The sequence below is a fragment of the Micromonospora sp. CPCC 206060 genome (assembly GCF_036906895.1).
GTDB lineage: Bacteria > Actinomycetota > Actinomycetes > Mycobacteriales > Micromonosporaceae > Micromonospora.
In genome coordinates this window covers 82,087-108,054 of the sequence record NZ_JBAKHU010000006.1, presented here as the reverse complement: position 1 = coordinate 108,054, position 25,968 = coordinate 82,087, and the positions used below count along the sequence as shown (strand labels likewise).

Annotated in this window: 26 protein-coding genes; 10 read left to right on the top strand and 16 right to left on the bottom strand. The window is 71.5% G+C overall.

The features are described from left to right. Positions 1-83 precede the first annotated feature (83 nt). From V6U90_RS07915 to V6U90_RS07885, 7 genes are all read right to left on the bottom strand, one after another. Entirely contained in the window at positions 84-959 is an 876-nt protein-coding gene (locus V6U90_RS07915; RefSeq protein WP_334432713.1) for a hypothetical protein, read from the bottom strand. Between the two features lie 97 nt (positions 960-1,056). Then, the gene (locus V6U90_RS07910) at positions 1,057-1,413 is read right to left on the bottom strand and encodes a hypothetical protein (protein WP_334432711.1); all 357 of its coding nucleotides are present in this window, start codon (positions 1,411-1,413) and stop codon (positions 1,057-1,059) included. Between the two features lie 4 nt (positions 1,414-1,417). Then, on the bottom strand, positions 1,418-1,576 hold the full coding sequence (locus tag V6U90_RS07905; protein WP_334432710.1) for a hypothetical protein: 159 nt from the start codon (positions 1,574-1,576) through the stop codon (positions 1,418-1,420). 436 nt (positions 1,577-2,012) lie between these two features. Next, the gene (locus tag V6U90_RS07900) at positions 2,013-2,462 is read right to left on the bottom strand and encodes a hypothetical protein (RefSeq protein WP_334432708.1); all 450 of its coding nucleotides are present in this window, start codon (positions 2,460-2,462) and stop codon (positions 2,013-2,015) included. Between the two features lie 360 nt (positions 2,463-2,822). Then, on the bottom strand, positions 2,823-3,086 hold the full coding sequence (locus tag V6U90_RS07895) for a DUF6244 family protein (protein ID WP_334432705.1): 264 nt from the start codon (positions 3,084-3,086) through the stop codon (positions 2,823-2,825). A gap of 121 nt (positions 3,087-3,207) precedes the next feature. Then, a complete protein-coding gene (locus tag V6U90_RS07890; RefSeq protein ID WP_334432703.1) occupies positions 3,208-3,426 on the bottom strand; it encodes a GntR family transcriptional regulator in 219 nt (72 codons plus the stop codon). Between the two features lie 337 nt (positions 3,427-3,763). Then, positions 3,764-3,979 carry a winged helix-turn-helix domain-containing protein gene (locus V6U90_RS07885; protein WP_334432701.1) on the bottom strand — a complete coding sequence of 72 codons (216 nt, stop codon included), beginning with the start codon at positions 3,977-3,979 and terminating at the stop codon, positions 3,764-3,766. 233 nt (positions 3,980-4,212) lie between these two features. Between V6U90_RS07885 and V6U90_RS07880 the strand changes: the two genes are divergently transcribed. The 3 genes from V6U90_RS07880 to V6U90_RS07870 are packed head-to-tail and all read left to right on the top strand — an operon-like array spanning position 4,213 to position 5,785. Continuing rightward, positions 4,213-4,413: a hypothetical protein gene (locus tag V6U90_RS07880; RefSeq protein WP_334432700.1), complete on the top strand. Its 201-nt coding sequence runs from the start codon at positions 4,213-4,215 to the stop codon at positions 4,411-4,413. Then, on the top strand, positions 4,410-5,243 hold the full coding sequence (locus V6U90_RS07875; protein WP_334432698.1) for a hypothetical protein: 834 nt from the start codon (positions 4,410-4,412) through the stop codon (positions 5,241-5,243). The genes V6U90_RS07880 and V6U90_RS07875 overlap by 4 nt, the downstream gene beginning before the upstream one ends. After that, positions 5,240-5,785, top strand: a complete 546-nt coding sequence (locus V6U90_RS07870) for a hypothetical protein (protein WP_334432696.1) — start codon at positions 5,240-5,242, stop codon at positions 5,783-5,785. The genes V6U90_RS07875 and V6U90_RS07870 overlap by 4 nt, the downstream gene beginning before the upstream one ends. An 87-nt stretch (positions 5,786-5,872) precedes the next feature. On the opposite strand, the gene V6U90_RS07865 is transcribed toward V6U90_RS07870, so the two are convergent. Both V6U90_RS07865 and V6U90_RS07860 read right to left on the bottom strand, forming a co-directional pair. Further along, positions 5,873-6,874 carry a prenyltransferase gene (locus tag V6U90_RS07865; RefSeq protein ID WP_334432694.1) on the bottom strand — a complete coding sequence of 334 codons (1,002 nt, stop codon included), beginning with the start codon at positions 6,872-6,874 and terminating at the stop codon, positions 5,873-5,875. A gap of 191 nt (positions 6,875-7,065) precedes the next feature. Continuing rightward, positions 7,066-7,566: a GNAT family N-acetyltransferase gene (locus V6U90_RS07860; protein ID WP_442933548.1), complete on the bottom strand. Its 501-nt coding sequence runs from the start codon at positions 7,564-7,566 to the stop codon at positions 7,066-7,068. 103 nt (positions 7,567-7,669) lie between these two features. Between V6U90_RS07860 and V6U90_RS07855 the strand changes: the two genes are divergently transcribed. Continuing rightward, positions 7,670-8,182, top strand: a complete 513-nt coding sequence (locus V6U90_RS07855) for a DUF1990 family protein (protein ID WP_334432689.1) — start codon at positions 7,670-7,672, stop codon at positions 8,180-8,182. Between the two features lie 102 nt (positions 8,183-8,284). Here the strand turns inward: V6U90_RS07855 and V6U90_RS07850 are convergent, their stop codons facing one another. The 6 genes from V6U90_RS07850 to V6U90_RS07825 are packed head-to-tail and all read right to left on the bottom strand — an operon-like array spanning position 8,285 to position 16,502. Beyond that, positions 8,285-9,205: a DNA-3-methyladenine glycosylase family protein gene (locus V6U90_RS07850; protein ID WP_334432686.1), complete on the bottom strand. Its 921-nt coding sequence runs from the start codon at positions 9,203-9,205 to the stop codon at positions 8,285-8,287. Then, positions 9,202-10,053, bottom strand: coding sequence for a spermidine synthase (locus V6U90_RS07845; RefSeq protein ID WP_334432684.1), 852 nt, complete (start codon positions 10,051-10,053; stop codon positions 9,202-9,204). The genes V6U90_RS07850 and V6U90_RS07845 overlap by 4 nt, the downstream gene beginning before the upstream one ends. Positions 10,054-10,059: 6 nt before the next feature. Continuing rightward, complete coding sequence (locus V6U90_RS07840; protein ID WP_334432682.1) at positions 10,060-11,028, bottom strand: hypothetical protein; 969 nt, start codon at positions 11,026-11,028, stop codon at positions 10,060-10,062. Between the two features lie 52 nt (positions 11,029-11,080). Further along, positions 11,081-13,555 (bottom strand): SMC family ATPase, encoded by a 2,475-nt coding sequence (locus V6U90_RS07835; RefSeq protein WP_334432680.1) that lies wholly within the window; start codon positions 13,553-13,555, stop codon positions 11,081-11,083. Continuing rightward, positions 13,555-14,703 (bottom strand): exonuclease SbcCD subunit D, encoded by a 1,149-nt coding sequence (locus V6U90_RS07830; RefSeq protein ID WP_334432677.1) that lies wholly within the window; start codon positions 14,701-14,703, stop codon positions 13,555-13,557. The genes V6U90_RS07835 and V6U90_RS07830 overlap by 1 nt, the downstream gene beginning before the upstream one ends. A 14-nt stretch (positions 14,704-14,717) precedes the next feature. Then, positions 14,718-16,502 (bottom strand): ATP-binding protein, encoded by a 1,785-nt coding sequence (locus V6U90_RS07825; protein ID WP_334432674.1) that lies wholly within the window; start codon positions 16,500-16,502, stop codon positions 14,718-14,720. Between the two features lie 484 nt (positions 16,503-16,986). On the opposite strand from V6U90_RS07825, the gene V6U90_RS07820 reads away from it, so the two are divergent. Then, positions 16,987-18,519: a M4 family metallopeptidase gene (locus V6U90_RS07820; RefSeq protein ID WP_334432671.1), complete on the top strand. Its 1,533-nt coding sequence runs from the start codon at positions 16,987-16,989 to the stop codon at positions 18,517-18,519. A gap of 105 nt (positions 18,520-18,624) precedes the next feature. On the opposite strand, the gene V6U90_RS07815 is transcribed toward V6U90_RS07820, so the two are convergent. After that, positions 18,625-19,374: a pyrimidine reductase family protein gene (locus tag V6U90_RS07815; RefSeq protein WP_334432867.1), complete on the bottom strand. Its 750-nt coding sequence runs from the start codon at positions 19,372-19,374 to the stop codon at positions 18,625-18,627. Between the two features lie 421 nt (positions 19,375-19,795). Between V6U90_RS07815 and V6U90_RS07810 the strand changes: the two genes are divergently transcribed. The 5 genes from V6U90_RS07810 (at position 19,796) to V6U90_RS07790 (ending at position 25,804) form a co-directional block, all read left to right on the top strand. Beyond that, positions 19,796-21,112, top strand: a complete 1,317-nt coding sequence (locus tag V6U90_RS07810; RefSeq protein ID WP_334432669.1) for an ABC transporter substrate-binding protein — start codon at positions 19,796-19,798, stop codon at positions 21,110-21,112. A gap of 238 nt (positions 21,113-21,350) precedes the next feature. Then, entirely contained in the window at positions 21,351-22,340 is a 990-nt protein-coding gene (locus tag V6U90_RS07805; protein ID WP_334432668.1) for a carbohydrate ABC transporter permease, read from the top strand. A gap of 12 nt (positions 22,341-22,352) precedes the next feature. After that, positions 22,353-23,258: a carbohydrate ABC transporter permease gene (locus V6U90_RS07800; protein ID WP_334432667.1), complete on the top strand. Its 906-nt coding sequence runs from the start codon at positions 22,353-22,355 to the stop codon at positions 23,256-23,258. Further along, a complete protein-coding gene (locus tag V6U90_RS07795) occupies positions 23,255-24,649 on the top strand; it encodes a GH1 family beta-glucosidase (RefSeq protein ID WP_334432665.1) in 1,395 nt (464 codons plus the stop codon). Before V6U90_RS07800 ends, V6U90_RS07795 begins: the two co-directional genes overlap by 4 nt. Before the next feature lie 111 nt (positions 24,650-24,760). Beyond that, on the top strand, positions 24,761-25,804 hold the full coding sequence (locus V6U90_RS07790; protein ID WP_334432663.1) for a LacI family DNA-binding transcriptional regulator: 1,044 nt from the start codon (positions 24,761-24,763) through the stop codon (positions 25,802-25,804). Positions 25,805-25,968 lie beyond the last annotated feature (164 nt).

The window sequence follows — 25,968 nt, the reverse complement described above, 5'->3', positions numbered from 1 at the left end:
AGTGGGCTAATTAGGCAAAAAGGGCGATAATTCGCCTGGGTCGGCGCGGGCACGAGGTAGCCCTCCGCCCCCTTTGCTCTGCTTCAGCGGAGGCAACACCGACCTTCCGGGTACGCCCGCGCCCGGTCCACCATGGCCGCCCACTCCCCGGCCACCCGGGCCAGCCCGTTGGCGTACCGCCGCTCGAACCGGACCAACTCCGGGGCGACCACCGCGAGCGCCACCTCGTACGCCGTCCGCCGGCACCGGGCGTCCGCCCTGGCTGCCGCGCGCTCCTGCTCGACCACCGCGGACCAGGCCGGTCCACCCACCCCGCCGTAGCCCGGCAGCGACGCCGGGCCGATCCGGGCGCCGATCAGCTCGATCAGCTCACCGTAGGTCGACACCGGGAAACCGTCGGCCCGCATACAGTCCGGGTACGACCGGCCGGCCGCCCGGACCCGCCAGTCCTTCGCCACCCGGGTCAGCACTTCCTGGTACGCGCTGTTGAGCGGAACCCAACTCGGCGGAAAGTGGATTTCTCCGACGCCGTGCGGTGCCGGACAGGCGATCACCGCCTCGTCGTACCGCCGCCGGGCCGCCGGGTCGAGCCGTTCGTAGGCCGAGCTGATCGCGTCCTGTTCCGCCTGCTGAGCTGCGGACAGGGCGAACCGCTCCGGGTCGGCCAGGCCCAGGGTCTGCGGGGTCAGCGGGGTCAACCAGAGCCCACCGTCCACCGGGAGACTCTTCGACCCCGCGTACGGATCGGCGAAGGGTAGCGTCGGATAGGACAAGCCGGTCCGGGCCAGACAGTCCCGGACCGGATCCTGGTACGCGTGGTACAGCAGGATCTCCCCGGCGCTGCGCTGCCCTGGAGTGCCGTTGATGACCTGGGACAGTCTGGCCAGCCGGTCGATCGCCGCCTGTCGGGCGGCGCCGGTGAGAGTGGGCGGCTGCACGCCCGACCAGAGCGAGAGCACGCTCAGCAGCGCGAGTGCCCCGGCGACCGCCCGCCGACCCGGTAGATCTTGGCGACAACCGGCCCTTCCAAGGGCCTTTTGCCACCAAGATCGCCTGCTACCGGTGGTGCTCGTAGCAGCGCTCCCGCTCCGGACCGGCTTTTCCGACGAAGCCGGTCGACACCTCGCCACCTGCTTTGGTGACCACCAGGCTGGCCAGCGACGGCTCACCTCGCTGGATGCAGTCGTGGGCCAGAAGATCGAGCGGCCGGGACAGATTGCGCTTGGTGTACAACTGGTCGATCGCGGCGGCCAACTCGCCGTAGGTCAGGGTGGAGCGCCGCTTCGCCGCGACGATCAGCGCCGAACGCATCCGGGTCGTCGCCTCGTAGAGCCGGGCGTTGACCTTCAGCGTCCGGCCCGGCCGCCACTGCGTGACGATGTGATCACCGATCTTGAACGTTACCGAGGACACGTGTTCACTCCGGTGGCTGGCGCGGCGCGAGGGCATCGGCGATGGCGGCGAACTTGCGGAGCGCCGCCTGAAGGTCCTCCACGATCTCCTGCACGATCACCTCGGGCGGCAGCAGCGAACTTCGTGCTCGGGGCCCGCGCGCCGGTACGCCGGACCAGGTCACGGGCCAGCACCTCACCGAAACAACGGGTCTTGACCATCGCCGACTGGGCATCGGCGTAGACCAGCAGGGGATGGTCCCGGATAAACCCGAAGTTGGCGGAACGTTCCGCCAGACGCCGCACCTGTCGAGGATCCACGACTCTCCACGTCCATAGTCGACAGCGAACGGTCAGGATATCGACCGGCTGTGAAAGTGGCTACGTCTGAACTATCGCCAAATCCGGTCAGTGGTGTGCAGGATGCTCGTGTTTTCCCTGCTCAGCGGTGATATGTGGTGACCGGAGAGCCAGTCGGCTGATTATCGGGTTTACGGCTCTGGTGAAGATCGACTCTTGTGCTCGCGGGGCGTTCCTACGCAATTTCCGGGAAGTAGGGGCCTCCTGGCACGGCTGAGGCCCCTACTTACCAGAAATTGCGTGATGTTGGAGTCGGAGCGGTCAGCCCGCAGCCTCGATGGCTGCCTCTACCTTGTCCAGGTAGTTGAACCACCACTCGCCGTCTTCGGAAGAGGCGGTGGTGGCAAGGAGGTTGGCGGCTACGAGGTATGGGAGGACGACCACGCTCTCCTCTGGCAGCACGTTCTTCAGGGGCTGATGGTGGACCAGCGCCCGCAGGAGATCGGCCGCTTCTCCGCTGTCGACATCCATCCACTGTTCCTGTCGGGCTATGTCTCGGGCGAGTTCGTCGATCTCTGACTCGCTCGGCTTTCCTTCGTGGATGTCAAAGAGCACGTAAGCGCAGACAGCGACCGCAATTTCCACGCCGCGTTGGGTGAGGTCCCTGCTGATGAAGACCGACAGGGCAGACTCGAATCTGGGTGTGTCCCGGTTCACCGCCGCGTCCAGCGTTGCCCTGACCAGCGGCTCGACCTCATTATCGATCTTCACCTGTAGATCCTCGCTTCTTGTGCTTTGCGCGATATGCCTTGTATGCGCCTATGGCTCCTGCCGTTGCCAACAGGGTTCCAGCGACTGTTTTTGGCATCGCGGGCAGGAACTCCTGGAAGGTTGCGTATGCCGCGACCGAAGCAGACGTCCACCAGCCGATCTGCTCGCTGCTGATCCCCTCACGTGGTTCGGCCGGCGGGTTGGGCCGATCACGTCGGGTGTTTTGCCGACGCCTTCTGGTGGGGCGGACGGCGATCTGCGCATTGGCTGCGCTGTTGTCGTCCGGCTCGGGGGCGGCTGGTCGCAGTGGGAGTGTTCGGTAGGCGGGCGGCTGGCGGGTTGCGCTGCCACCACCCGCGCCTAGTTTCCCAGTGCCTGCACCCTGGCGATCGTTTCCTGTACGTGGTGCGTGGCGGGGGCGTTCGCGTCGACCGCTTGGCCGAGGGCCTGCCGGTACTGGTCGATGACGCCGATCAGCGGGCCGGCTGCGATGCCCTCCAGTGCTCCGGCGACCAGGGTCCGTGCCTCGACGGCGTCCTGGGCGGCCGCCATCGCCTTGGCCTTGGACTCGTTGAGCTTCTGGGTGGCTGCCGCCAACCGGGCGATCATCTCCGCTGCGCTCACGCGCGTCTCCCCCTTGATCGTCTGCACATCAGCCGTACGACACGCCGGCTTGATCCCTGCTGAAGGCTAGACGATCAACACGCACCGGAGCTATCCCGTGACCGGTCCACGACAGCGATGATCACCGCTCCGCGACGAAGACGCCTACACCTTGCACGCCTTCGATCAACCCCTCGGTCCGCAACTTGAAGATTGCCTGTCGCACCACGATGGCGGACACGCCATGCTCCTGGCAGAGCTGTGTCGTGGATGGCAACTTGTCTCCGGGGGCCAGCTCGCCTGACTCGATCTGCGATCGCAGATGGTCGGCAAGCCGCTCCCACTTGGGTTTGGCGGGCATATCAACTCCCTGGTCAGCACCGCCATTTGATCACGTGCGAGCTTTGCATCGCAACGAATGGGTGCTCATGGCTTGCTTTGTATCGGCGCCCATGTAAAGCTACGTACAGCCAACCTCCCTGGTCGGCAGCCTGGAGTTGGTCCTTCCCCACCGCACCACCACTGCGCCCGGCCGGTTGGCTCCCCCGGCCGGCCGGGTGTGCCAGTGGCGTACCCGACGGGAGGCCCCTTTGTTCGACAGGCCCGACACCTGTACCGACCCTGACCTGCATCGAGCCCGCCGTCATCGCGGCGCTGCGTTACAGCACGCGCGACCGGCTATCGCCGCGCAGTGGCGATCATCGTTCGGCGACGAAGACGCCCACACCGGGGACGCCGACGACAAGACCTTCGGCTTTGAGTGTCAGCATCGCGTTCCGCACGACGATTTCGGAGACGCCGTGGATCTTGCAGAGCTGCGCGGTCGACGGCAGCTTGTCGCCTGGTGACAGTTCGCCCGAGGCGACCTGTTTCCGGATGTGGTCGGCGAGTCCGACCCACTTTGCAGTTGGCATGGCAGTACTCCCTGGTCAGCACTGCCATTCGATCACCCCGGACCTACGATCGCAAGCGATCCCTTGACTGCCTCCTCGACTCCGATACCCTCCTATCGTAGGCTCTCGTTTGGCCAACCTCCCTGGTCAGCAGCCTGGAGTTGGTCCTTCCCCACCGCACCACCACTGCACCCGGCCGGTTGGCTCCCCCGGCCGGCCGGGTGTGCCAGTGGCGTACCCGACGGGAGGCCCCTTTGTCCGACCCACCCGACTTCGTCTCTCCACCCGACTTCGTCTCTCCGGCTGACATCGACGACGCCGACGACATCCTGTTCCACCACCCACCCCGGACGGTCACCCGCTGGCGGTGCGCCTGCGGCGAGGACTACCCGTGCTCCGAGGTCCGCTTCGCGCTGATCGTCAAAGGGCTGACACCCCGGGAGGAGCACCGGTGACCGGGCTCTCCACCGCCGACTATCACGACCACGCCGCCGCCCGGGTCGCCGAGGCGTGGCAGACGATCGCCGCGCACTCGACGCAGGCGTACACCGGGATCTGCGTCGTCTGCGGACGGCCCGGACCCTGCGACGAGCAGCGCGCCGCGCGGCGAAAGCTGGCCCGCTACGCAGGGACCGGCCCGTCACCCGAGGATGCCGTGCAGTCCGTCGCGGAGAGCCTCGACGACCTGCGGACCGCGTGGGCGACCATCATCGTGGCCAGCGACCGGGCCGGTGCGCAGGCTCACGGTAGCGGGCTGACCCGCCGACTCGCCCCCTGGCAGGGTGCGCTCACCGAGTGTTGGCAGGCGCTCGGGCTGGTCTACTCCGGGCTCACCGAGGCCCGCCGTGACCCGGCGACCCCGGGCGGCTCGGCCGGCGAACTCCTGGCTGGGCTGCACGCCGCCCGCGCCGACGCCGACCGGGCTGCCGCGCTGGCCGCCGCCGTCCGGTTGCGCCTGATCGTCGCCGAGGACCGGCTCCGGCGTACCGGATCACCGGCGGGCCTGCTCGCGGCCCGGCGCTGGGGCGCGGCGGTCCGCCGGCTCGACCTGGTCGCCGCCCGGCTCGCCGTCGGCAGTCGGGCCATCCAGAGGTACGCGGACAGCCTGGCCGGGGTCAGCGAACCGGCACCACCCCGGCCACCGTCACGGTGTACCGCTCCCGCCGAGGAGATCGCCCTCGGTGTCCGGGCGGCCTGCCGGCTGGTCACCGCGCGGCGGCGGCGGGTGCGGCCCGGCTTCTGGCGGACGGTACGACAACGGGTACGTGAGGAGTTTGCCTGGTGAACGATCCGATGCTCGCCCTGCGTGACCTGCTCGACGGCCAACTGCGCGATCATGGTCGCCGGCTGCGTGGCTTCACCGACCCGGACTGGCAGCGGTACGCCGATCTGCTCGCCGGTGCGTTCCTGCTCGCCGTGCGGCGCCGGTTCGCCCCCGGGCCGGATCAGGCCCGGGTCATCCGGTTCGTGGCGACGGCCCGGGAGCGGTACGACCCGACCGGTGTCACCCTCGACCCGGCGTTCGCGGAGGAACTGGTCCGCGCCGCGCTGCTCGACGATCCGCCACCGGTTGTCGATGCCGTGCCAGTTGATGAGGCGGTCCTTGTCGACGGTGCGGTGCCGGTGAGCACCGGTGCACTCGTCACCGCGCAGAGCCTGCTTCTGCTCGCCCTGTTGGAGGACGAGGGGACGAGCGCGGACGGCAATGCGGAACTCCTCTCGGCCGCCGGGCGACTCGTCCGACCGTCGGGTCCGGCCCGCTCATGCGGGGCGGACCGGGTTGCCGAGGACTGGTCGATCCGGCCCCCGGCTCCTGGTGGAAGCTGACCCGGCCCCGGCTGACCAGTCCTCGGCTGGCCTGTTCCCGGCTGATCCGGCCCTGGCCGACCTGTTCCCGGCTGGCCTGTTCCGGGCTTACCGCCGTCGGGCCAGCCAGAGCCGGTGACCGAAGAGCAGCCCGTAACCGGCGAGCACCAGGCTGAGTACGACGAGGCCGCTGCCGCTGCCGCTGCCCGGCCGCACCGCCGCGTCGACGAGTACCCCGAGCATCGCGGCGGCGACGATCAGCGAGACGTGGTTGGAGGCCCAGAAGACCACCGGGGTCATCCGCGTCGGGTCCAGATCGGCCATGGCGCCGCGCCGGAGCTGGACGGCGAGCCAGACGGACAACGGCGCGGTGGCCATCATCGGCGCCCAGACCAGCCACGGTACCCAGCCGAGCAGGGCGAAGCCGGTGAGCATCGCGTACGCCACCGGCTGGGCCAGCACGATCACGGTGACTGCCCGCCGGTAGCCGATGATCACCGGCAGGGTGCGTTTACCCACCGTGGCGTCCGAGCGCCGGTCCCCGAGGTTCATCACCATCATCCGGACCACCTGGAGCAGTGCGGTGGGCAGCAGGATCGCCACCAGCAGGACGGGCACGCTGCCGGTCTGGAGCACCACCGCCACAGCCGGCCAGAGTCCGTTGAGGATGGCGGCGACCGTCAGCTCCCCGGCGCCCCGGTAGTTCAGCTTTCCCGGCGGCGCGGTGTAGAACCAGGCCAGCACCACGGTCACCGTACCGAGGATCCGGGCCGGCCAGGACGGCATCGCCGCCACCATCAGCTGCGCCACGCTCCACAGTACGAACGCCGTACCGAGCGCGACGATCGGGCGGACCGACCCGTCGACCAGGGCCCGGCTGCCCCCGGTCCACGGGGTGAAGTAGACGTTCGCCCGGTCGGCGTCCAGGTCGAAGTACTCGTTGCAGTAGTGCGTCATCACGTGAACCGTCCACGCGAAGAGCTGCGCGACGGCGTACCAGGTGAGATCGAGGTCGTGTCCCTGGTGGACGGCCACGGCGGCGCCGAGCCCCACCGGTAGCAGGTTGTAGAGCAGGAACCGGAGCCGGGCCAGCCGGATGAACCCGGTCACCGGACCGGGCCGGATGGAACCGGAATCCCTGACTGTCGCACTGTGGGAGGTTGCGGTAACGGCCATCTCGCCCCCGTCGTTTGATGGTGTCCCCACCACCCTGGTCGGTGACGTGAGCCAAGAGTGCTGGACATTCGACAGTGTGTGCAACGCGACAGCCGGCTGCTGGAGGTGTAAGGAAGGGCCCCCTATTAACCGGTGGCCCGCTTCTCCAGCCAGGTCAGGCCCGGACCGGCCCCGGACGGGCGGTGGTCGTACGCCACGAAACCGTGCCGCCGGTAGAGCCGCAGGTTCGCTTCGCTGTGCGTACCGGTGAAGAGTTCGAAGCGGGTCGCCCCGGCGGCACGGCCGGCCTGCTCTGCGGCGCTGAGCAACCGGCCGCCGAGGCCGAGCCCTTGCTGGTCGGGGGCGACGGCGAGGCGGGCGATGTGGCAGGTGCCGTCCACCGTCCTGGCGCGTACCGAGCCGACGAGGCGGTTGCCGAGCCGGGCTGCCAGCACCACGGTCCCGGCGTCGACGAGTGCGGCGCGTACCTCGGCCAGGGTCTCGGTCAGCGGCGGCAGGTGCGGATCGCGGTAGAGCTGCGCCTCGGTGACATAGGCGGCCCGTTGCACGGTCAGGATCTCGCCCGCGTCATCGACTCCGGCCCGGGTGATCGTTGCATCGTCGGTCACCCGGCCAGCCCACCACATCCTGCCCCGACCGTTGTCGGGCGGGCCGTCGGCCGGAGGTGTTAATAGGGGGCCCTTCCTCTACCAAAAGCGATAAGAAGGGGCCCTTCCTTACACTTAAGCGGTGGCTGAAGTGGCGTACGCCGAGGTCGGCGCCACCCGGAGCGACGCGGCGTTGCCGGCGGGCTACCGCCATCTGCGGCACCGGGTGCGGCTGCCGGACGGCAGCCTCGTCGCCGCCGGGGAGGCGGTGCTCACCTGGCGACTGCACCGGGCCGCCGGGGTGCGGATCGATGCCGCCGGGCCCCGCGCTGAGCCCGGGGTGGCGGTCACCGTCGGGGTGGGGGTGGGTCCGTTGCGGCTGTGGGGGCCGTGCCGGGTGGTCTGGTCGGTCGCCGACGACCGGCAGGTCGGTTTCGGGTACGGCACGCTGCCCGGTCACCCGGAGCGGGGCGAGGAGGCGTTCCTGGTGGAGCAGGACGACCGGGGCGCGGTCTGGTTCACCGTCCGGGCGTTCAGCGTCCCGGACCGCTGGTTCACCCGGGCCGGCGGGCCCGTCGTCCGGGCGTTCCAGTTCGGGTACGCCTGGTGGCTCGGGCGCACCCTGCGCCGGCTCTGTGCGGGCGCGGTCGGCTGAGGACGTCTGGTCGACCGGGGTGGCCCGGATCCCGGTATGTCGACGCGGCGGCCAGCCGTGGGCGATCAGATCCCCGCAGGGCCGGGCTGCCGGGACGGGTGGTCAGTAGCGGGCGAAGGAGCGGATCGGCATTCTCGGCCCGAACCGGGGTGCCTGCACCCCACCGGCGGCCAGCAGCACGCAGACCCGCCCCCGGTGCCCCCGGAACGGTTCCAGCAGAGCCAGCATCCGGGCGTCGTCGCCGCGCGCCTCGCCGGCCAGCGCCCAGGTCACCGTGTTCGGCACGTGGTAGTCGCCGACGCTCACCGCGTCCGGGTCGCCGTACGCGATCCGGACCACCTCGGCGGCGGTCCACGGCCCGATGCCGACGATCGAGGTCAACCGGCGGGTCGCCTCGGCCGCATCCGCGCAGCGTTCCAGCCGGTCGGCGACGGCGGCGGCCCGGCGCAGTGTCTCCGCGCGCCGCTGCTCCACCCCGAACGGGTGGAAGACCCAGTACGGCTGAGCGGCGACCACCGCCGGCTCGGGCGGTACCCACAGCGGGTGCAGCGGACCGGGTGCCGGTTCGCCGAGGCGGCGCACCGTCGCCGAGTACGCCCGGAACGCCTCCTTCCCGGTGACCTTCTGCTCCAGGATCGCCCGCAGTAGCCGGGGGAAGACCTGCCCGGTGGCCGGCATCCGCAACCCGGCGTGCCGGTGGGCGAGGCGGGCCACCACGGGATGTGCCCCGGCCAGCGCGGCGAAGCCGGTCAGGTCGTCGCGCAGCCCGGCGATCCCGTCGGCCCGGTCGACCAGCCAGCCCGCCCCGGGGCCGTAGCCGTCGGCGACCAGGTCGGCGCCCTGCCGGTACAGGGCCAGGGTCGCCGGCCCGTCCGGGGTACGCGTGGCGAACCAGCAGGTGCCGGCGTCGACCCGGACGCACGGGTCGTGCGCGCCCATCGCGAGGGCCCGCACCGTGCCGGCGAAGTCGTAGCCGGCCGGCGGGTGAAGTACCCGGCTCACCGCCGGTCCGGTCCCGGTCACCTGCGGAAGATACCTTCCGGCGGGGGAACGGAGGCGGTGGCGGTGCTGTCCGGCACCGGCGTCGCCCCGCCGACGAACCGGTCCAGCTCGTCGTCGGCGACCACCCGCCCTGGGAACCAGTCCCCGGCGGCGCGCCGGGTCAGTGCCGTCACCGGCAGGTCGGTCCGCCCGGCGAGCAGCACCAGGTTGCCGTACCGCCGGCCGCGCAGCACCGCCGCGTCGACCACCAGCGCCGCCCGGGGCAGCACCGACCGGACGGTGGCCACCTGGGCGCGGGCGTGCCGCAGCGGCGGGCCGTCCGCCACGTTCAGCAGGTAGTGCCCGCCCGGGGCCAGCACCCGGGCCACCTGCGCGGCGAACTCCACCGAGGTCAGGTGCGCCGGCGTACGCGCACCGGCGAACACGTCGGCGACCACCAGGTCGACCGTGGCGTCCCTGGTCGACTCCACCACCTGCCGGGCGTCACCCACCCGGACCCGGAGCCGGGCGTCCGTGGGCCAGGGCAGCGCCTGCCGGACCAGCTCCACCAGCGCGCCGTCGACCTCCACCGCCCGCTGGGTCGAGCCGGGCCGGGTGACCGCGACGTACCGGGGCAGGGTCAACGCGCCGCCGCCGAGGTGCAGCACCCGCAACGGGGCACCCGGTGGGGCGATCAGGTCGATCGCGGCAGCCATCCGCCGGACGTACTCGAACTCCAGGTGCGTCGGATCGGTCAGGTCCACGTGCGACTGCGGCGCCCCGTCGAGCAGCAGGGTGTACGCCCCCGGGCGGTCCGGGTCCGGCACCAGCTCGGCGCATCCGGTGTCCACCTGGGCGGTTGTCCGTTCGGTACCCCGTTTCCGTCCCACCGTCAGCTACCGCCGTCCGCCCCGACGGACCGTCGAGGTGAGCACCCGGTGCAGCAGCCGGCCGTCGCCGAGCATCGCGCGGAGCCGGCGTTCCAGACCGGCGATCGGGACGAGGTTCTGCGGGGCGCGGGGGTCCTTGTAGGGGGTGGAGGCGAACCGGGGCAGCGTCACCAGGGACAGGTCGGCCAACCCGATCGCCTCCTCGGCGGTCAGGTCGGGGGAGCACTCGACCCGGACGATGCCGGCCCACGGGGCGCCGGTGGACACCGGCAGCCGCAGGTACCACGACCAGCCGCCCCACGAGGTACGCAGGGCGAACACCGGGGACCGCTGTCCCGGCGCCATCCGGGTCACCACCGAGGTCAGCCGGGCGTCGAGGTACTGCGAGTGCTGGGTCTTGATGTACCCGATGGCGCGCGGCAGCCGTCGGCGGTTGCGCAGCGGCCCGTCCACCACCAGCAGGTCACCATCGGTACGGGCAGCCCCGGAGACCGCCACCTCCAGTTCGGTCAGCGGCCCCTGCACCGCCGCCTGGAGCCGGGCCAGTTCACCGGTGCCGCTGACCCGGTGCACCGGGTAGCGGATCTGTCCGGCGACCACGTCCCCGGCGGACGGGCTGGCGGTGAACAACCCCCGGCCGACCCGGGCACCGGCCAGCGCGGCGGCACCCCGGCCCAGGTCGCAGCGGACCACACCGGCCGCGTACGAGGCGGCCACCCCCGGGTACGAGGCGCCGTCCGGTTCCGCCGTCCAGAGGCTGGCGTCGATCCGGCGTACCCCGTCGACGAGCAGCACCACGTCCGGGGCCGGTACGCCCGGTGTCGGGTCGACCGGCCGCCACTCGGCTGCCGGGATCTCCACCGACGGGTCGACCGGGGTGCTGCTCGGGGTGGCCGGGCCGCCGCCGGCCGCCTCGAACGAGGCACCGTAGGACGGGTCCCAGGAGTCGACGAAGAGCTGCGTCTCCTCGCTCACCGCGCCGGCCTTCCGTTCGCGGCTGCGGGGCTCGCAAGCTCGCTCCTCGCGCTCACAACCCGGTCCGTTCCACGCGGGCGGTGCGGGCGTCCTTGTGTACCTGGAAGCGCACCGGCACCCGCTCGGCCAGCGCCGGTACGTGGGTGACCACCCCGACCATCCGGTCACCCCGGGCGGCCAGATTCTCCAGGGTGGCCGCGACCACGTCCAGGGTGGCCGCGTCGAGGGTGCCGAAACCCTCGTCCAGCACGATCGACTCCAGGCTCGCCGCCGCAGTGGACATCCCGGCCAACTGCTCGGAGAGGGCCAGGGCCAGGGCCAGCGACGCCTGGAACGTCTCCCCACCGGACAGCGTCCGCACCCCCCGGCGCAGCCCCGCGTCGTGGTGGTCGACGACGAAGAACTCGCCCTTGTCGTGCACCAGCTCGTACTGGCCGCCGGAGAGTTCCCGCAGGATCGTCGACGCCCCGTCGACCAGCAGATCCAGCGCCTCGGCGAGCAGCCAGCGTTCGAAGTTGTTGGCCCGCAGGTGACCGGCGAGCGCCCGGGCGACCCGGGCCGCCCGTTCGTGTTCGCCGCGCTGTTCGTGCAGCCGGTCCGCCTCGGCCCGCCGCTCCACCAGCCGCCGGTGGGCCGAGCCGGCGCGTTCCACGGCGATCGTGGCGGCGCGTACCGGATCGTCGTCGGGGGTGAGCCCGACGGCGGTGAACAGGTCGGCGATGCGGGCCCGGGCGGTCCCGCTGGCCGCCCGGGACTCGGCGACCGCAGCCGCCCGGGCGGTGCGGTCGGCGCGGCGCCGGTCGGCTGCGCCGGTGGCCCAGTCGGCGAGGGCGGCCCAGGCGGCGGTCAGGTCGTCCCGGTCGACGGCGGGCGGGCCGAGCCGGGCGACCCCGTCCCGGGCGGAGTCGAAGGTCCGCCAGGCGGTGCGCAGCCGCTCCTCGGTGCTCTCCACTGCGGCGCGGGCCCGGCGGGTGGCCTCCCGGGCGGCACGCACGGCCGTCCCGGCGGTCTCCAGCTCGTCGCGGAGCGCGCGGTGGGCGTCCAGCTCCCGGCGCAGTGCGGCCGGCCCGGGGGAGTCGGCGAGCCGGGCGGTCAGCTCGCGGAGCTGCTCGTCGAGCTGCTCGGTCCGGTTACGGGCCCGGTCCCGGGTCCGCTCGGCGTCCCGGGCGACCCGGTCCCGTTCGTCGACCAGTCGGGCGGCTGCCTCGGCGGCGGCCCGGGCGGCGTGTCCGGCGGCCTCGGCGGCCGGTACCGCCGACCCGGCCGGCAGCGGTGGTACCGCGGTCACCGGCTGGGTGCAGACCGGGCAGGGCGCCCCGGCGGTGAGGTGGGCGCGCAGGGCGGCGGCCCGGTCGGCGGCCTGGGCCTCCTGGTACGCCCGGCGGGCGGCCTCCAGTTCGGCGTCGGCGGTGGCCCGTGCGTCCCGGGCGGCGGTCAGTGCGGCCTGGGCCGTCGCGTGGGCGGCGTCGGCCCGGCGCAGGGCGTCCCGGCCGGTGGCCGCCTCGGCGGTGAGCCGGTCGGCGTCGGTGTGGGCGCCCAGCAGCAGGCTCAACGCGGCCGGATCACCGGCTGCGGCCAGCTCGCCCCGGAGCTTCTCCTCGCGTTCCTCGGCCTGGGTGACCGCCGCGCCCGCATCGGCGGCTGCGGCGCGGGCGTCGGCCACCGCCCGGGCGATCTCACCGACCCCGGCTGGCGGGCGTAGCCGGTCCAGCTCGGCCAGTTCCGCGTCGAGCGCGGCCAGCTCCGCCTCGGCGGCGGTCACCGCCGCCAGCGTCCGCTCCAGATCCGGTACGGCGGCATCGACCGCCGCCGCGAGCCGGTGCATCGCCGCCATCTCGGCCTCGGCGGCGGCCAGGGATGCGTCGTCGGCGTCGCTGAGCCGGTTGAGTTCCTGGTCGATGACGCCGAGCCGGGCCTCGGCCTCGGCGGCCCGGGCGGTCGCCTTCTTCTGCACCTCCTCGTAGACGCCGAGGCCGAGCAGGTTGACCAGGATCTGCTGCCGGGTGGCCGGCTTGGCGTGCAGGAAGTCCGCGAACTGCCCCTGCGGCAGCACCACGCAGCTGGTGAACTGTTCGTACGGCAGCCCGACCGCGTCGAGCACCGCCTGTTCCATCTCGGCCGGGGTGCCGGCCAGCACCTCGCCCAGGTCCTCCGGGCTCATCCCGGTGTCCAGTTTGGTGACGTCGAACCCGGGCGGCATGAGCTGGAGCCCGGCGTTACCGGTCTTCACGTTGCCCCGGCCGTCCCGGCGGACCACGCGGGTGGCCACGTACCGGTCCCCGGCGGACTCGAAGACCAGCCGGACCCGGGCCTCGGTGGCCGACGGGGCGAGCGCGTTGGCGATGCCCCGGCTGCTCGCCCAGCGGGGCACCGTGCCGTAGAGCGCGAAGCAGATCGCGTCCAGCACCGTCGACTTGCCGGAGCCGGTCGGGCCGACCAGCGCGAAGAAGTCCGCGTCGGTGAAGTCGATGGTGGTCTCCTCGCGGAACGCCGCGAAGCCCGCCATGTCCAGCCGCAGCGGACGCATCAGGCGTCCACCTCCTCGATCAGCTCACCGAAGAGGTCGCGTACCCCGTCGTCGGCCTGGCCCCGGCTGGTCAGGTAGTCACCGAACAGTTCGGCGGGGGAGCGGCCGGCCCGCTGGGCGGCCCGGGCCCGGCTGGCCGGGGTGGGCAGCATGCTCGGGTCGACCCGGACATCGAGGGCCCGGGGGAGCAGGTCCTGCACCTCCTCGCGCAGCCCGGCCCGGGGCGGCTCCCGGACGATCACCCGCAGCCAGGCGTCGCCCGGGTCGATCGCGGCCAGCTCGGACAGGGTGCCCCGGACGGTACGCAGCGGCACCGCCGTCGCGACCGGTACCTCCCGGACCCGGGCGGCGGTGGTGGCGGTCACCTCGACCAGGGTCACCGAGGGGACGTTCTCCTCCTCGCCGAAGTCCACCGCGAGTGGGCTGCCGGAGTAGCGGATCGGGCAGGGGCCGTGCACCTTCTGCGACCGGTGCAGGTGGCCCAGCGCCACGTAGTGCGCGGTGCCCGGGAAGACCGTGGCCGGTACGGCGTAACCGAGGACGGTGTGCGCCTCGCGTTCGCCGCCGCCGACCGCCGCGCCGACCACGGTCAGGTGCGCGGTGAGCAGGTGCACCCGGTCCGGTTCGGTGAACCCCTCGGCGAGCCGGCCGATCAACCGGCCCAGGTGGTCGGCGTAGGTCTGGTGGGCCTCGGCGGCGGTGAGTTCGTACATCTCCACCGCGCGGACCGCGTACCGCTGGGACAGGAAGGGCAGGGCGACCAGCTGCCAGCGCTCCCCACCGGAGGTGACCCCGTCGACGATGTGTTCGGCCGGGTTGTCCCGGACGCTGCCGCGCAGCACGATCCCGGCCGCCTCGGCCCAGGGCCGCAGGGCGTCCAGCGCCGGACCGTTGTCGTGGTTGCCGCCGATCGCCACCACCGCCGCGCCGCTGCCCCGCAGCGCGGTCAGGGCCCGGGTGACCAGCCGGGTGGCGTCCGGGGTGGGGGCGGCGGTGTCATAGAGGTCCCCGGCGACGATCACCAGGTCGGGGCGTTCGGCGCGGGCGATGTCCACCACCTGGCCGAGGACCCGCTTGTGCTCCTCGTAGCGGGACTGGCCCTTGAGCACCTTGCCGACGTGCCAGTCCGAGGTGTGCAGGATCTTCACCGTGCCCACTCTCCCTAGAAGGGGATGTCGTCGTCGCCCGGCGCGCCGGAGCCGATCACCGCGAACGGGTCGGCCGCCTGGGTGATCGAGCGCAGCGTCTCCGACGGGGCCCGGCCCGCCTCGGAGACCCGGGTGGCCCAGGCCGGGAAGGGGAACTCCAGGCAGAGCGGCACCGGGATGTCCGGCTGGTTGACGAACATGGTGCCCGGCTTGGCGAGCAGGGCGCGCTGCCGCTGGGCGGGCGGGAGGAAACCGTACTCCGGGCGGGACGCCTCGGCCGGGTCGAGCCGGCCGACCACCCGGATCGCCGAGTTGGTGACGATCCGCCGTTCCACCTCGCTGGCGGTCTGCTGGGCCCCGATCAGGATCACCCCGAGGGACCGCCCGCGCTCGGCGATGTCGAGCAGCACCTCCTTGATCGGCGAGGAGCCCTCGCGCGGGGCGTACTTGTTGAGCTCGTCGAGCACGACGAAGAGCAGCGGTTTCGCGGTGCCGGCCTTCTCCTTGCGCTCGAACTCGCTCTTGAGCGTCACGCCCACCACGAAGCGCTGCGCCCGGTCCGGCAGGTTGTGCAGGTCGACCACGGTGACCTGGGCGCTCTCCGCGGTGTTGATCGAGTGCGGGCGGCGGGTGGCCAGGTCGCCCCGGATCAGCCGGCTGAGGTCCTTCTTGCTGCCGATCAGGCGGCGGGCGAACGCGTTGACCGTGCCGAGGCCGACCGCGCTGCCCGCCCAGTCGGACCGGGTCTCGTCGTCGTTGAGCTGCTCGACGATGTGGTCGACCAGGTCGGGGTAGGAGCCGAGGCGGACCCCGTCGATGCTCACCCCGCCGTCGGCGGGCTGGGCGTACCGGGCCAGGTGGGCGGCGACCGAGTGGACCACCATCGTGTACTGCTGGCGCTCGTCGTCGGCGTCGGCGAAGACGTACGGCAGGAGCCGGTCGGCGCAGAACTCGGTCAGCGTCCAGTAGAAGCTGTCCACCCCGGCGAGTCGGCTGCTCACGTCCGGCGTGCCGGACGAGTCACCGGGCCGGGGCGGGGCGTAGACCCGCACGTCCGGGAAGGCCCCGGCGGTGAGGCCGAGTTTCGCGTACGCGGCGGTGGTCGCCTCGTCCAGCCGGGCGTTGGGATGGTCGAGGAAGAGCAGGTCCTCGCCCTTGACGTTGAAGATCAGCGCCTTGGCGTTGACCGCGTCCCCGCCGAGCACGCCGGAGCGGAACACGGAGTACAGCAGGAAGGTGGCGAAGCTGGTCTTGGTGGCGACCCCGGAAATGCCGGAGATGCTGACGTGCGCGCCCCGGCTGCCGTCGAGGAAGTCGGCGTTGAGGTAGACCGGTACCCCGTCGCGCCCCATGCCCATCGGGATGCGCCGTTCCATCCGGTCGAAGTGCAGGGCGCGGGCGCGGGCGTCCCCGGCGGCCCGGTAGACCACCGCCCCGGGGGTGGGGGGCACGTACAGCTCCGGGTCGACCCGGGTGGTGGTGATTTCGGCGGCCTCCTGCACCTGGGCTGGCAGGGTGCCGTCGGCGATGGCGAAGACGTCCGAGTCGAACTGGGCGCCCTCGTGCCGGGCGCGGACCCCGGTGACCACGCCGGCGATGGTGACCGGCTCCCGGTCGGGCAGCTCCCGGCGGGTGACCACCACGTCGTCGAGTTGGAGGTAGCTGTCGGGGGAGACGGCCGTCCAGAAGGTCAGCGGGGTGGCGTCGGCGGTACCCAGCACCCGCCCGACCTGCTCGCCGGTCCCGTCCGGGTCGCCTGCGTCGGCCAGCCCGCCCGGCCCGGTCAGCTCGGTCGTCATCGGGTCACCCCGCTCCAGGGTGGGGTCAGGTCATGGTGCACGCCCTGCATCCTGCCCGAGCCGTACGACAGGTTGCCACGCGACGCGGCGCAGGACACCAAACCGGTGCGTACCACTGACCGACCGTGCGTCGGAGGCGACCCCGGGTGACGGTGGGCGACCCGGGGTGGCGGTGCCCGGCATGGCGGTGTCCGGCATGGCGGTGCCCAGCATGGCGGTGGGCGGCATGGCGATGGCCGGTCGAAATTCGTTCACTAATTTATGAACTTAAATTTAAAGACGATGTTCACCGTCCCGTCATGAGCTGCCCGGGTGTCGCCGGGGCGGCGCACTGGAGATCCCCAATCTCATAGACATATGTCTAACAGTCGATACGATCGCGATGATCTGCCATCCGTGGCGGTCACCCCGGTCGGCGCTGCTCCGCACCGCCGGCCGTCGCCCGCCGATCCTCCGGCGGGCCGTCCTGATGAAGGGATGTTCCATGCGTCGACGCACCATCCTCGGCGGGTTGGTCACCGCCGCCCTCGTCCTCACCAACGCGCCGGTCGCCTCCGCCGCGCCGCCCACGGACGCCCTCACCCGCGCGGTCGGGCAACTGCGGGCGCACGCCGACCACGCCCGCGTCGGCGCCGAGCAGACGTTCACCCTGCAGAACGTCCTCACCGACCCGGACGGCACCGAGCACGTCCGGCTGCACCGCTACTACGGCGGTCTGCCGGTGCTCGGTGGCGATCTCGTCGTGCACCTGGGCAAGGGCAGCACCTGGCGCGGCGCCAGCCAGACGCTGCGGACCGCCCCCCGGCTGTCCCGTCAGGCCCGGATCGACGCCGCGACCGCAGGCGCGGTGGCGCTGGCCGCCTCCACCGCCACCGGCCCCCGGGTGGACGGCACCCAGTTGGTCGTGGACGCCCACGGCGACACGCCGACGCTGGCCTACGAGGTGGTCGTGGGCGGGGTGCACGCCGACCAGACCCCCAGTGAGCTGCACGTCCTGGTGGACGCGACCACCGGGGTGGTGCGCCGGTCCTGGGAGGGGGTGCACCGCGACGGGGTGGGCAACACCCTCCATTCCGGGCAGGTCCCGGTGGGTACCACGCTGGTCAGCGGCACCTACCAGCTTAACGACGGCGCCCGGGGCGCGCACAAGACGTACGACCTGAACGGTCGCCGTTTCGGCACCGGCACGATCGTCTCCTCGGCCAGCAACATCTTCGGCGACGGCACGCTGGCCAACCGGGCCACCGTCGCCGCCGACGCCCACTACGGGGCGGCGGTGACCTGGGACTACTTCAAGAACGTGCACGGCCGTAACGGCATCCGCAACGACGGGGTCGCCGCGTACAGCCGGGTGCACTACGGCAGCAACTACGTCAACGCGTTCTGGAGCGACAGCTGCTTCTGCATGACCTACGGCGACGGTGACGCCGCCCAGGGCTGGCGACCGCTCACCTCGCTGGACGTCGCCGGGCACGAGATGACCCACGGGGTCACCAGCAACACCGCCCGCCTGGTCTACAGCGGTGAGTCCGGCGGCCTCAACGAGGCCACCAGCGACATCTTCGGCACCCTGGTCGAGTTCCACGCCGCCAACCCGAACGACCCGGGTGACTTCCTGATCGGTGAGAAGCTGCGCACCAACGGGACGCCGCTGCGCTACATGGACCAGCCGTCCAGGGACGGGTCGTCGAAGGACTGCTGGTACAGCGGCATCGGCAGCATCGACGTGCACTACTCCTCCGGGGTGGGCAACCACTTCTTCTACCTGCTCGCGGTGGGTAGCGGCTCCTCGTCGTACGGCAACAGCCCGACCTGCAACGGCAGCACGGTCGCCGGGATCGGCAACGCCAACGCCGGTGCCATCTGGTACCGCGCCCTGACCCGCTACATGACCTCCAACACCAACTACGCCGGCGCGCGGACCGCCACCCTCTCCGCCGCCACCGACCTCTACGGCGCCGGCAGCACCGAGTACGCCACGGTCGCCGCCGCCTGGTCGGCGGTGGGCGTGAACTGATCCGATCCGGAACGCCCCGGGGGGTCGGCGTGACGCCGGCCCCCCGACAGGGCATTCGCGTAATCCTCTGAAGGGGTCGGAAGGTACCGGACGCCCGGCGTGGGGTCAGTCCGTCCGGGCGTACCGCAGCATCAGCGTGCCGTCGGCGGCGGCCAGCGTGTGCCGCAGCCGCATGGTGCGCGGCATTCCCGGCGGGCCGGCGGTGATCCGGCTGGCGCCGGCCCCGGCGAGCAGCGGCGCCACGGTCAGGCAGACCTCGTCGACCAGGTCGGCGGCGGTGAGCGCGCCGAACAGGTGCGGGCCGCCCTCGCAGAGCACCTGGCCCAGTCCCCGGCGGCGCAGCTCGGCCAGCCCGGCGGCGAGATCCACCCGGTCGGTGCCGAAGCGCAGCAGGTCGGCGACGGAGTCCAGGCCGGGTGGCGCGGTGGCCCCGCCGTGGGTGAGCACCAGCGGCCGTACCGGGGCGTCGGCGAACGCCGCGAGCGCCGGGTCCAGGTCCAGTGAGCCGGAGACGACCACCAGGGTGGGGTGGTCGGGCAGGCCGTGCGCCTGCCGCCAGGCCCGTCGCCGGGCGTCCATGCGTAGCGCCCGGTACGCCTCGTGCCGCAGCGTGCCGGCGGCCACCAGCAGCGCGTCGCAGAGCATCCGCAGGGCCCCGAAGACTCGCTTGTCCGGTTCGCCGGAGAGCCCGGCCGAGTAGCCGTCCACGCTGACCGCGCCGTCGATGCTGGTCACGAAGTTGACCCGCAGGCTCGGCTGCCCGGCGCGGGGATAGCAGTCGGCGATCGCCGCGTCGTCCAGCGGCCCCCCGGTGGCGGGCGGCCAGACCCGGGTGATCGCGGTGCGGCCGGTCATTCGCCGGCCGGCCCGGTGACCGGCGGCGTCGGTTCGGGCGTGCGGTGCTGGCAGTCGCACCAGCTCCGGCCCGGGCAGTCCTCGTGCCGCCGCTCCCGGCAGGCTCGGCAGATCATCTTCGCAGCCTAAGCCGCCGGAGCGGGGCGGGCACGGTGCGCCGGCACTTTCGCCGTCCGGTACGCCGGGCGCAATCAACCGGTAACGAAATGGGAACGCTCCCAAGGGTCTATTGACACCTTGCAGCCTCGCGGGCACGCTCGTGGGAGCGCTCCCGGGATGTGGTGGCGTAGGTCACTGAAGGGCCCCTCGGGTCACGGCGGCAACGCGGTGATCCGACCTTCGCGACCAGGACGAACCCGGGTCCCCACGGAGCGCACCGCACCCCCCACCACATATGCAAACCGACCTGAGAGGGGTCAGGATGAGCGTCACGCTCCGCCGTCGGCGGTTCGCGGCCATCGCGCTCGCTTCCGTCGCGGTGCTCGCCGTGGGCGCCTGTGGCGACAGCTCCGATTCGACGGACTCCGGCAACTCGAACGAGCCGATCACCCTCGTCGTCGACGTCTTCGGCGACCAGGGCTTCGGCTACGAGGAGCTCTACAAGCAGTACGAGGCGGAACACCCGAACGTCAAGATCCAGGAGCGGGGCAAGGGCCTCGGTCTCGGTGACTACAACACCCGGTTGACCCAGCAGATCACCGCCGGGTTCGGTGCCGGTGACGTCGTCGCCCTCGAAGAGGGCACGATCGTGCAGTTCTACGCGCAGGCCGACAGGTTCGTGAACCTCGCCGACCACGGCGCGAACGACCTCAAGGGCAACTTCCTGCCGTGGAAGTGGGAGCAGGGCACCACCCCGGACGGCAAGGTGCTGGGCCTCGGCACCGACGTCGGCTCGATGGCCCTGTGCTACCGCAGCGACCTGTTCAAGGCCGCCGGGCTGCCCACCGACCGCGAGCAGGTCGGCGCGCTCTGGCCCACCTGGGACGCCTTCATCGAGCAGGGCAAGAAGTTCGCCGCCGCCGACAAGAAGAACAAGTTCGTCGACTCGGCGACCAACTTCTACAACGTCGTGCTGATGCAGACCGCCGGCCAGGGCAGCGGCTACACGTACTACGACAAGAGCAACAAGCTGGTCATCGACAGCAACCCGGACGTCCGGACCGCCTACGAGCTGACCGCCAAGATGATCGCGGCCGGTCTGTCGAACAACCTCCAGTCGTTCTCGAACGAGTGGAACGCCGGCTTCAAGAACGGCACCTTCGCCACCATCGCCTGCCCCGCCTGGATGACCGGTGTCATCAAGGGCCAGGCCGGCGACGCGGCGGCCGGCAAGTGGGACGTCGCCAAGGCGCCGGGCAACGGCGGTAACTGGGGCGGTTCCTTCCTCGCCGTGCCGAAGTCCAGTAAGCACGCCAAGGAGGCCGCCGAGCTGGTCAAGTTCCTGACCAGCGCCAAGGGCCAGGTCGAGGCGTTCAAGAAGGTCGGTAACCTGCCGTCCTCGCCGCAGGCGCTCGCCGACCCGGCGGTGGCCGAGTCCAGCAACGAGTACTTCAGCAAGGCCCCGGTCGGCAAGATCTTCGCCGCCGGTGCCAGCGAGCTGAAGCCGGTCTACCTCGGCCCGAAGAACAACGCGGTGCGTACCGCCGTGGAGAACACCCTCCGCGCCGTCGAGCAGGGCAAGTCCGCCGACGAGCAGTGGCAGGCAGCGCTGAAGAACGGTGCCGCAGCCGGCAAGTGACCCGGCCGTGACACCACCGGTGGCGGCGGCAGTCCCCGGACTGTCGCCGCCACCGGAGCCCGTGGGCGCTCCGCCGGCCGCCCCTGCTCCGTCCTCCTCGCCCCAGCCCCGCCGTCGCCGTCGGGTCGCCCCGCCTGACCGGCCCGGTGCCCCACCGCTGTCGCCGGGTCGCCACGTCTGACCGCCATCCGTGGTGCCGCCCGCCGCCGGATGGACGCCGTCTAGTCAAAGGACCACGATGAGCCTGGATCTCGACACCGCCGCGCCGCCCGGACCGGGCGGACCACCCCGCGCCGGCTCCACCACCCACCGTGCCAGCCGCCGCCCGTCGCTGACCCGGATCGACCTGACGTACTCGCCGTACCTCTACGTCCTGCCGTTCTTCGCCCTCTTCGCCGTCTTCGGGGCGTACCCGATCGCGTACACGGTCTGGATCGCGCTCACCGACCGCTCGCCGCTCAACGCCACCATCAGCTTCGTCGGGCTGGACAACTTCGTCGAGCTGCTCACCGAGGACCCGCAGTTCTGGAACGCGGTCGTCAACACCTTCGGCATGTTCGTGCTCTCCACCGTGCCGCAGCTGCTGCTGGCCCTGATGCTGGCCAACGCGCTCAACCGGCGACTGCCGGCGCAGACGTTCTTCCGGATGGCCATCGCCATGCCGATCATCACCTCCACCGCGGTGGTCGCGCTGATCTTCTCGATGATCTACTCCCGGGACTTCGGCCTGGTCAACTGGGCCCTCGACCTGGTCGGCATCGATCCCATCGACTGGCGAGCCAACCGGTTCGCCTCCTGGTTCGCCATCTCCACCATGGTCGACTGGCGCTGGATCGGCTACAACGCGCTGATCTACCTCGCTGCCATGCAGTCGATCAGCAAGGACATGTACGAGGCCGCGTCCCTGGACGGCGCCGCCCGCTGGCGCCAGTTCTGGTCGATCACCATCCCGCAGCTCCGTCCGACGATCATCTTCACGCTGATCATCTCCACCATCGGTGGGCTCCAGCTCTTCACCGAGCCGCTGCTGTTCACCAGCGGTTCCGGGGGCATCTCCGGTGGTTCCGAGGGGCAGTTCCAGACCATCACGATGTACCTGCTCGACGTGATGAACCAGCGCTTCCGCTGGGGGTACGCCGGCGCGGTCGCGCTCGTGCTCTTCCTCCTGATCGCCGGCATGTCGGTCGTGAACTACCTGCTGGCCCGCCGCATCAGTTCCGAAAAGTGAGGGTTGCGCCAGATGACGACCACGACGCTCCGTCCCCCCGCACCGGCCGCCCCCTCGCGGCGTAACCGCCGCGAACGGCACCGCGCCGAAACGCTCTGGAAGGCCAGCCCGCTGACCTGGGTGGGCCTCGTCCTCGGTGTGATCCTCTCGCTCTTCCCGTTCTACTGGATGATCGTCATCGCGTCGCGGACCAACGACGCGGCCAACTCCTGGCCGCCGCCGTTCCTGCCCGGCGGCAAGCTCGGCGAGAACATCGAGCGGGTACTCGCCAACGGCGACGCCAACGTGGTGAAGGGCCTGATCAACTCGTTCCTGGTCTCCGGCACGATCACCATCGCGACCGTCTTCTTCGGCTCGCTGGCCGGCTTCGCCTTCGCCAAGCTGCGGTTCAGGGGCAAGAACGCCCTGCTGCTGATCATCCTCGCCTCGATGATGGTGCCGATCCAGCTCGGCGTGCTGCCGTTGTACATCCTGATGGCCAAGCTGGAGTGGCTCAACACCATGCCGTCGGTCACCGTGCCGTTCCTGATCGGCGGCTTCGGCATCTTCATGATGCGCCAGTACGCCGAACAGGCCGTGCCGAACGAGCTGATCGAGGCGGCCCGCGTCGACGGCTGCTCCACCTGGCGCATCTACTGGCACGTCGTGGCGCCCGCCCTGCGCCCGGCCGCGGCCGTGCTCGGTCTGCTCACCTTCATGGAGCAGTGGAACCAGTTCTTCTGGCCCTTCGTGGTACTCGCCGACCCGGCCAACCCGACCGTGCAGATCTCCCTGCGGAGCCTCAACACCGCGTACTTCGCCGACAACTCGCAGATCTTCGCGGGTACGTTGATCGCAACGCTTCCGCTCTTCATCGTGTTCATTCTCTTCGGCCGCCAGATCATCGGCGGAATCATGGAAGGTGCCGTCAAGTCGTGACCGATCAGGAACTCACCTTCCCGTCCGACTTCCTCTGGGGTGCCGCCACCGCGGCCTACCAGATCGAGGGAGCGGCCCGCGAGGGTGGACGCACCCCGTCCATCTGGGACACCTTCAGCCACACCCCGGGCAAGGTGGTCGCCGGTCACACCGGTGACGTGGCATGCGACCACTACCACCGGTTCCGCGACGACATCAAGCTGATGGCCGACCTCGGTCTGAGGTCGTACCGGTTCTCGGTCTCCTGGCCCCGCGTGCAGCCCGGCGGTTCCGGCCCGGCCAACCAGACCGGCCTGGACTTCTACCGGGAACTGGTCGACGAGCTGCTGGCCCACGGCATCGAGCCCTGGGTGACGCTCTACCACTGGGACCTGCCCCAGCCGCTGGAGGATGCGGGCGGCTGGCCGGCCCGGGACACCGCCGCCCGGTTCGCCGACTACGCCCAGCTCACCCACGCGGCACTCGGTGACCGGGTGCGCTACTGGACCACGCTCAACGAGCCGTGGTGCTCGGCCTTCCTGGGCTACGGCTCGGGTGCGCACGCCCCCGGCCGCTCCGACCCCGGTGACGCGGTCCGGGCCGGGCACCACCTGATGCTCGGGCACGGCCTGGCCGTGCAGGCGCTGCGGGCGGCCCGGGCGGACCACGAGTTCGGGGTCACGCTCAACCTCTACCCGGTCACCCCGCAGACCCAGGACCCGGCCGACGCGGACGCGGCCCGCCGGATCGACGGGCTGGCCAACCGGTTCTTCCTCGACCCGATCCTGCGCGGGGACTACCCGGAGGACCTGCGCAACGATCTGAGCGGGATCACCGACTTCGGGCACGTGCACGACGGTGACCTGGCCACCATCTCCACCCCGCTGTCCATGGTCGGGATCAACTACTACAGCCGGCACGTGGTCGCCGCGCCGGTCGGCGGCGCCCCTGCCGAGCCGTACTGGCGGGCGCCGTCCTGCTGGCCCGGCAGCGAGCAGGTCCGGTTCGTCACCCGGGGCGTGCCGGTGACCGACATGAACTGGGAGATCGACGCTCCCGGACTGGTCGAGACCCTGCAGCGGGTGCACCGGGAGTACACCGACCTGCCGCTGTACATCACCGAGAACGGGTCGGCCTTCGTCGACGCCGTGATCGACGGTCAGGTGGACGACACCGACCGGCTGGCCTACTTCGACGCCCACCTGCGCGCCGCGCACACGGCGATCAGTTCCGGGGTACCGCTCAGGGGGTACTTCGCCTGGTCACTGATGGATAATTACGAGTGGGCGTGGGGGTACACCAAGCGGTTCGGGATGATCTACGTCGACTACGACAGCCAGCTCCGCATTCCCAAGTCGAGCGCCAGGTGGTACGCCGAGGTGATCCGACGTAACGGTCTGGCCGCACAATAGGCTCACGGCCAGCCAGTAACCGGGCCCGGTGCCGATCTTTGACGGAGGTCGGCCCCGGCGCCGGCCTCCACCGGGCCGGTGCCGGTCCGCCCGACGTCGGAGGAGCAGACGATGACAACCCAGCGCAGCCGATCGCTCGGGCGCCCCACTCTCGATGCGGTCGCGGCCCGCGCAGGCGTCGGACGTGGCACGGTGTCCCGTGTCGTCAACGGCTCGCCCCAGGTCAGCCCGGAGGCCCGGGCCGCCGTGCAGCAGGCCATCGCCGAACTGGGGTACGTACCGAACCGGGCCGCCCGGGCCCTGGTGACCCAACGTACCGACTCGGTGGCACTGGTCGTCTCCGAGTCCGGTGAGCGGGTCTTCACCGAGCCGTTCTTCGCCGCGATCGTGCGGGGCATCAGCTCCGGGCTGCTGGAGACCCCGATGCAGCTCTGGCTGGCCATGGCCCAGTCGCCGGTCGAGCGGGAACGGGTCGAGCACCACCTGACCAACCAGCACGTGGACGGCGTCCTGCTGCTGTCACTGCACGACGCCGACCCGCTGCCCACCCTGCTCGAGGAGCGCGGCCTGCCCACCGTGCTCGGCGGTCGGCCGGCCCGGATGCTGCAACCCGGTGCCCAACCCGCCTACTACGTCGACGTGGACAACGTCGGCGGTGCCCGGCAGGCCGTGGAGTACCTCTTCGAGCGGGGCCGACGGACCGTTGCGCACATCGCCGGTACCCAGGACATGGGGGCCGGTCTGGCCCGGCTCAGCGGCTACCGGGCAGCGGTCAAGGCGACCGGGCAGCCGATCAACCCGGACCTCATCGCGTACGGTGACTTCAGTGAGGGCAGCGGTACGGCCTGTATGCGCCGGCTGCTGGAACTCTGCCCGCACCTCGACGCGGTCTTCGTCGCCTCCGACCTGATGGCGTTCGGGGCGCTCCGGGCACTGCGCGAGGCCGGCCGGCGAGTACCCGAGGACGTCGCGGTGATCGGTTTCGACGACGCCCCGATCGCCCGGCAGGCCGAGCCGCCGCTGACCACGGTCTTCCAGCCGGTGGAGGAGATGGGCCGGCAGATGGCCCGGTTGCTGGTCGACCGGATCCGGGGGGAGGTCGTCTCCCCGTCGGTGCTGCTGGACACCAAGCTCATCCACCGCGAATCCGCCTGACCCGCCCCGCGCCCCCGCCCCCGCCCCGCCGAACGTCCGGCCGAACGCCCGCCCCGCCGAACGCCCCGCCCGCCCCGCCCCGTGGATCATGGAGTTGTGGTGGGCGATTGGTGGTGATTAGCGGCTTCTGTGGGGCGCCACAACTCCATGATCGACGCGCTTGG

Excerpts from the sequence above, each read along its gene's own strand:
- V6U90_RS07825 (WP_334432674.1), bottom strand. The coding sequence starts at position 16,502 with ATGACGACCGAGCTGACCGGGCCGGGCGGGCTGGCCGACGCAGGCGAC.
- V6U90_RS07800 (WP_334432667.1), top strand. The coding sequence starts at position 22,353 with ATGACGACCACGACGCTCCGTCCCCCCGCACCGGCCGCCCCCTCGCGG.
- V6U90_RS07810 (WP_334432669.1), top strand. The coding sequence starts at position 19,796 with ATGAGCGTCACGCTCCGCCGTCGGCGGTTCGCGGCCATCGCGCTCGCT.
- V6U90_RS07890 (WP_334432703.1), bottom strand. The coding sequence starts at position 3,426 with ATGCCCGCCAAACCCAAGTGGGAGCGGCTTGCCGACCATCTGCGATCG.
- V6U90_RS07805 (WP_334432668.1), top strand. The coding sequence starts at position 21,351 with ATGAGCCTGGATCTCGACACCGCCGCGCCGCCCGGACCGGGCGGACCA.
- V6U90_RS07815 (WP_334432867.1), bottom strand. The coding sequence starts at position 19,374 with ATGACCGGCCGCACCGCGATCACCCGGGTCTGGCCGCCCGCCACCGGG.
- V6U90_RS07790 (WP_334432663.1), top strand. The coding sequence starts at position 24,761 with ATGACAACCCAGCGCAGCCGATCGCTCGGGCGCCCCACTCTCGATGCG.
- V6U90_RS07885 (WP_334432701.1), bottom strand. The coding sequence starts at position 3,979 with ATGCCAACTGCAAAGTGGGTCGGACTCGCCGACCACATCCGGAAACAG.
- V6U90_RS07820 (WP_334432671.1), top strand. The coding sequence starts at position 16,987 with ATGCGTCGACGCACCATCCTCGGCGGGTTGGTCACCGCCGCCCTCGTC.
- V6U90_RS07835 (WP_334432680.1), bottom strand. The coding sequence starts at position 13,555 with ATGCGTCCGCTGCGGCTGGACATGGCGGGCTTCGCGGCGTTCCGCGAG.
- V6U90_RS07860 (WP_442933548.1), bottom strand. The coding sequence starts at position 7,566 with ATGTGGTGGGCTGGCCGGGTGACCGACGATGCAACGATCACCCGGGCC.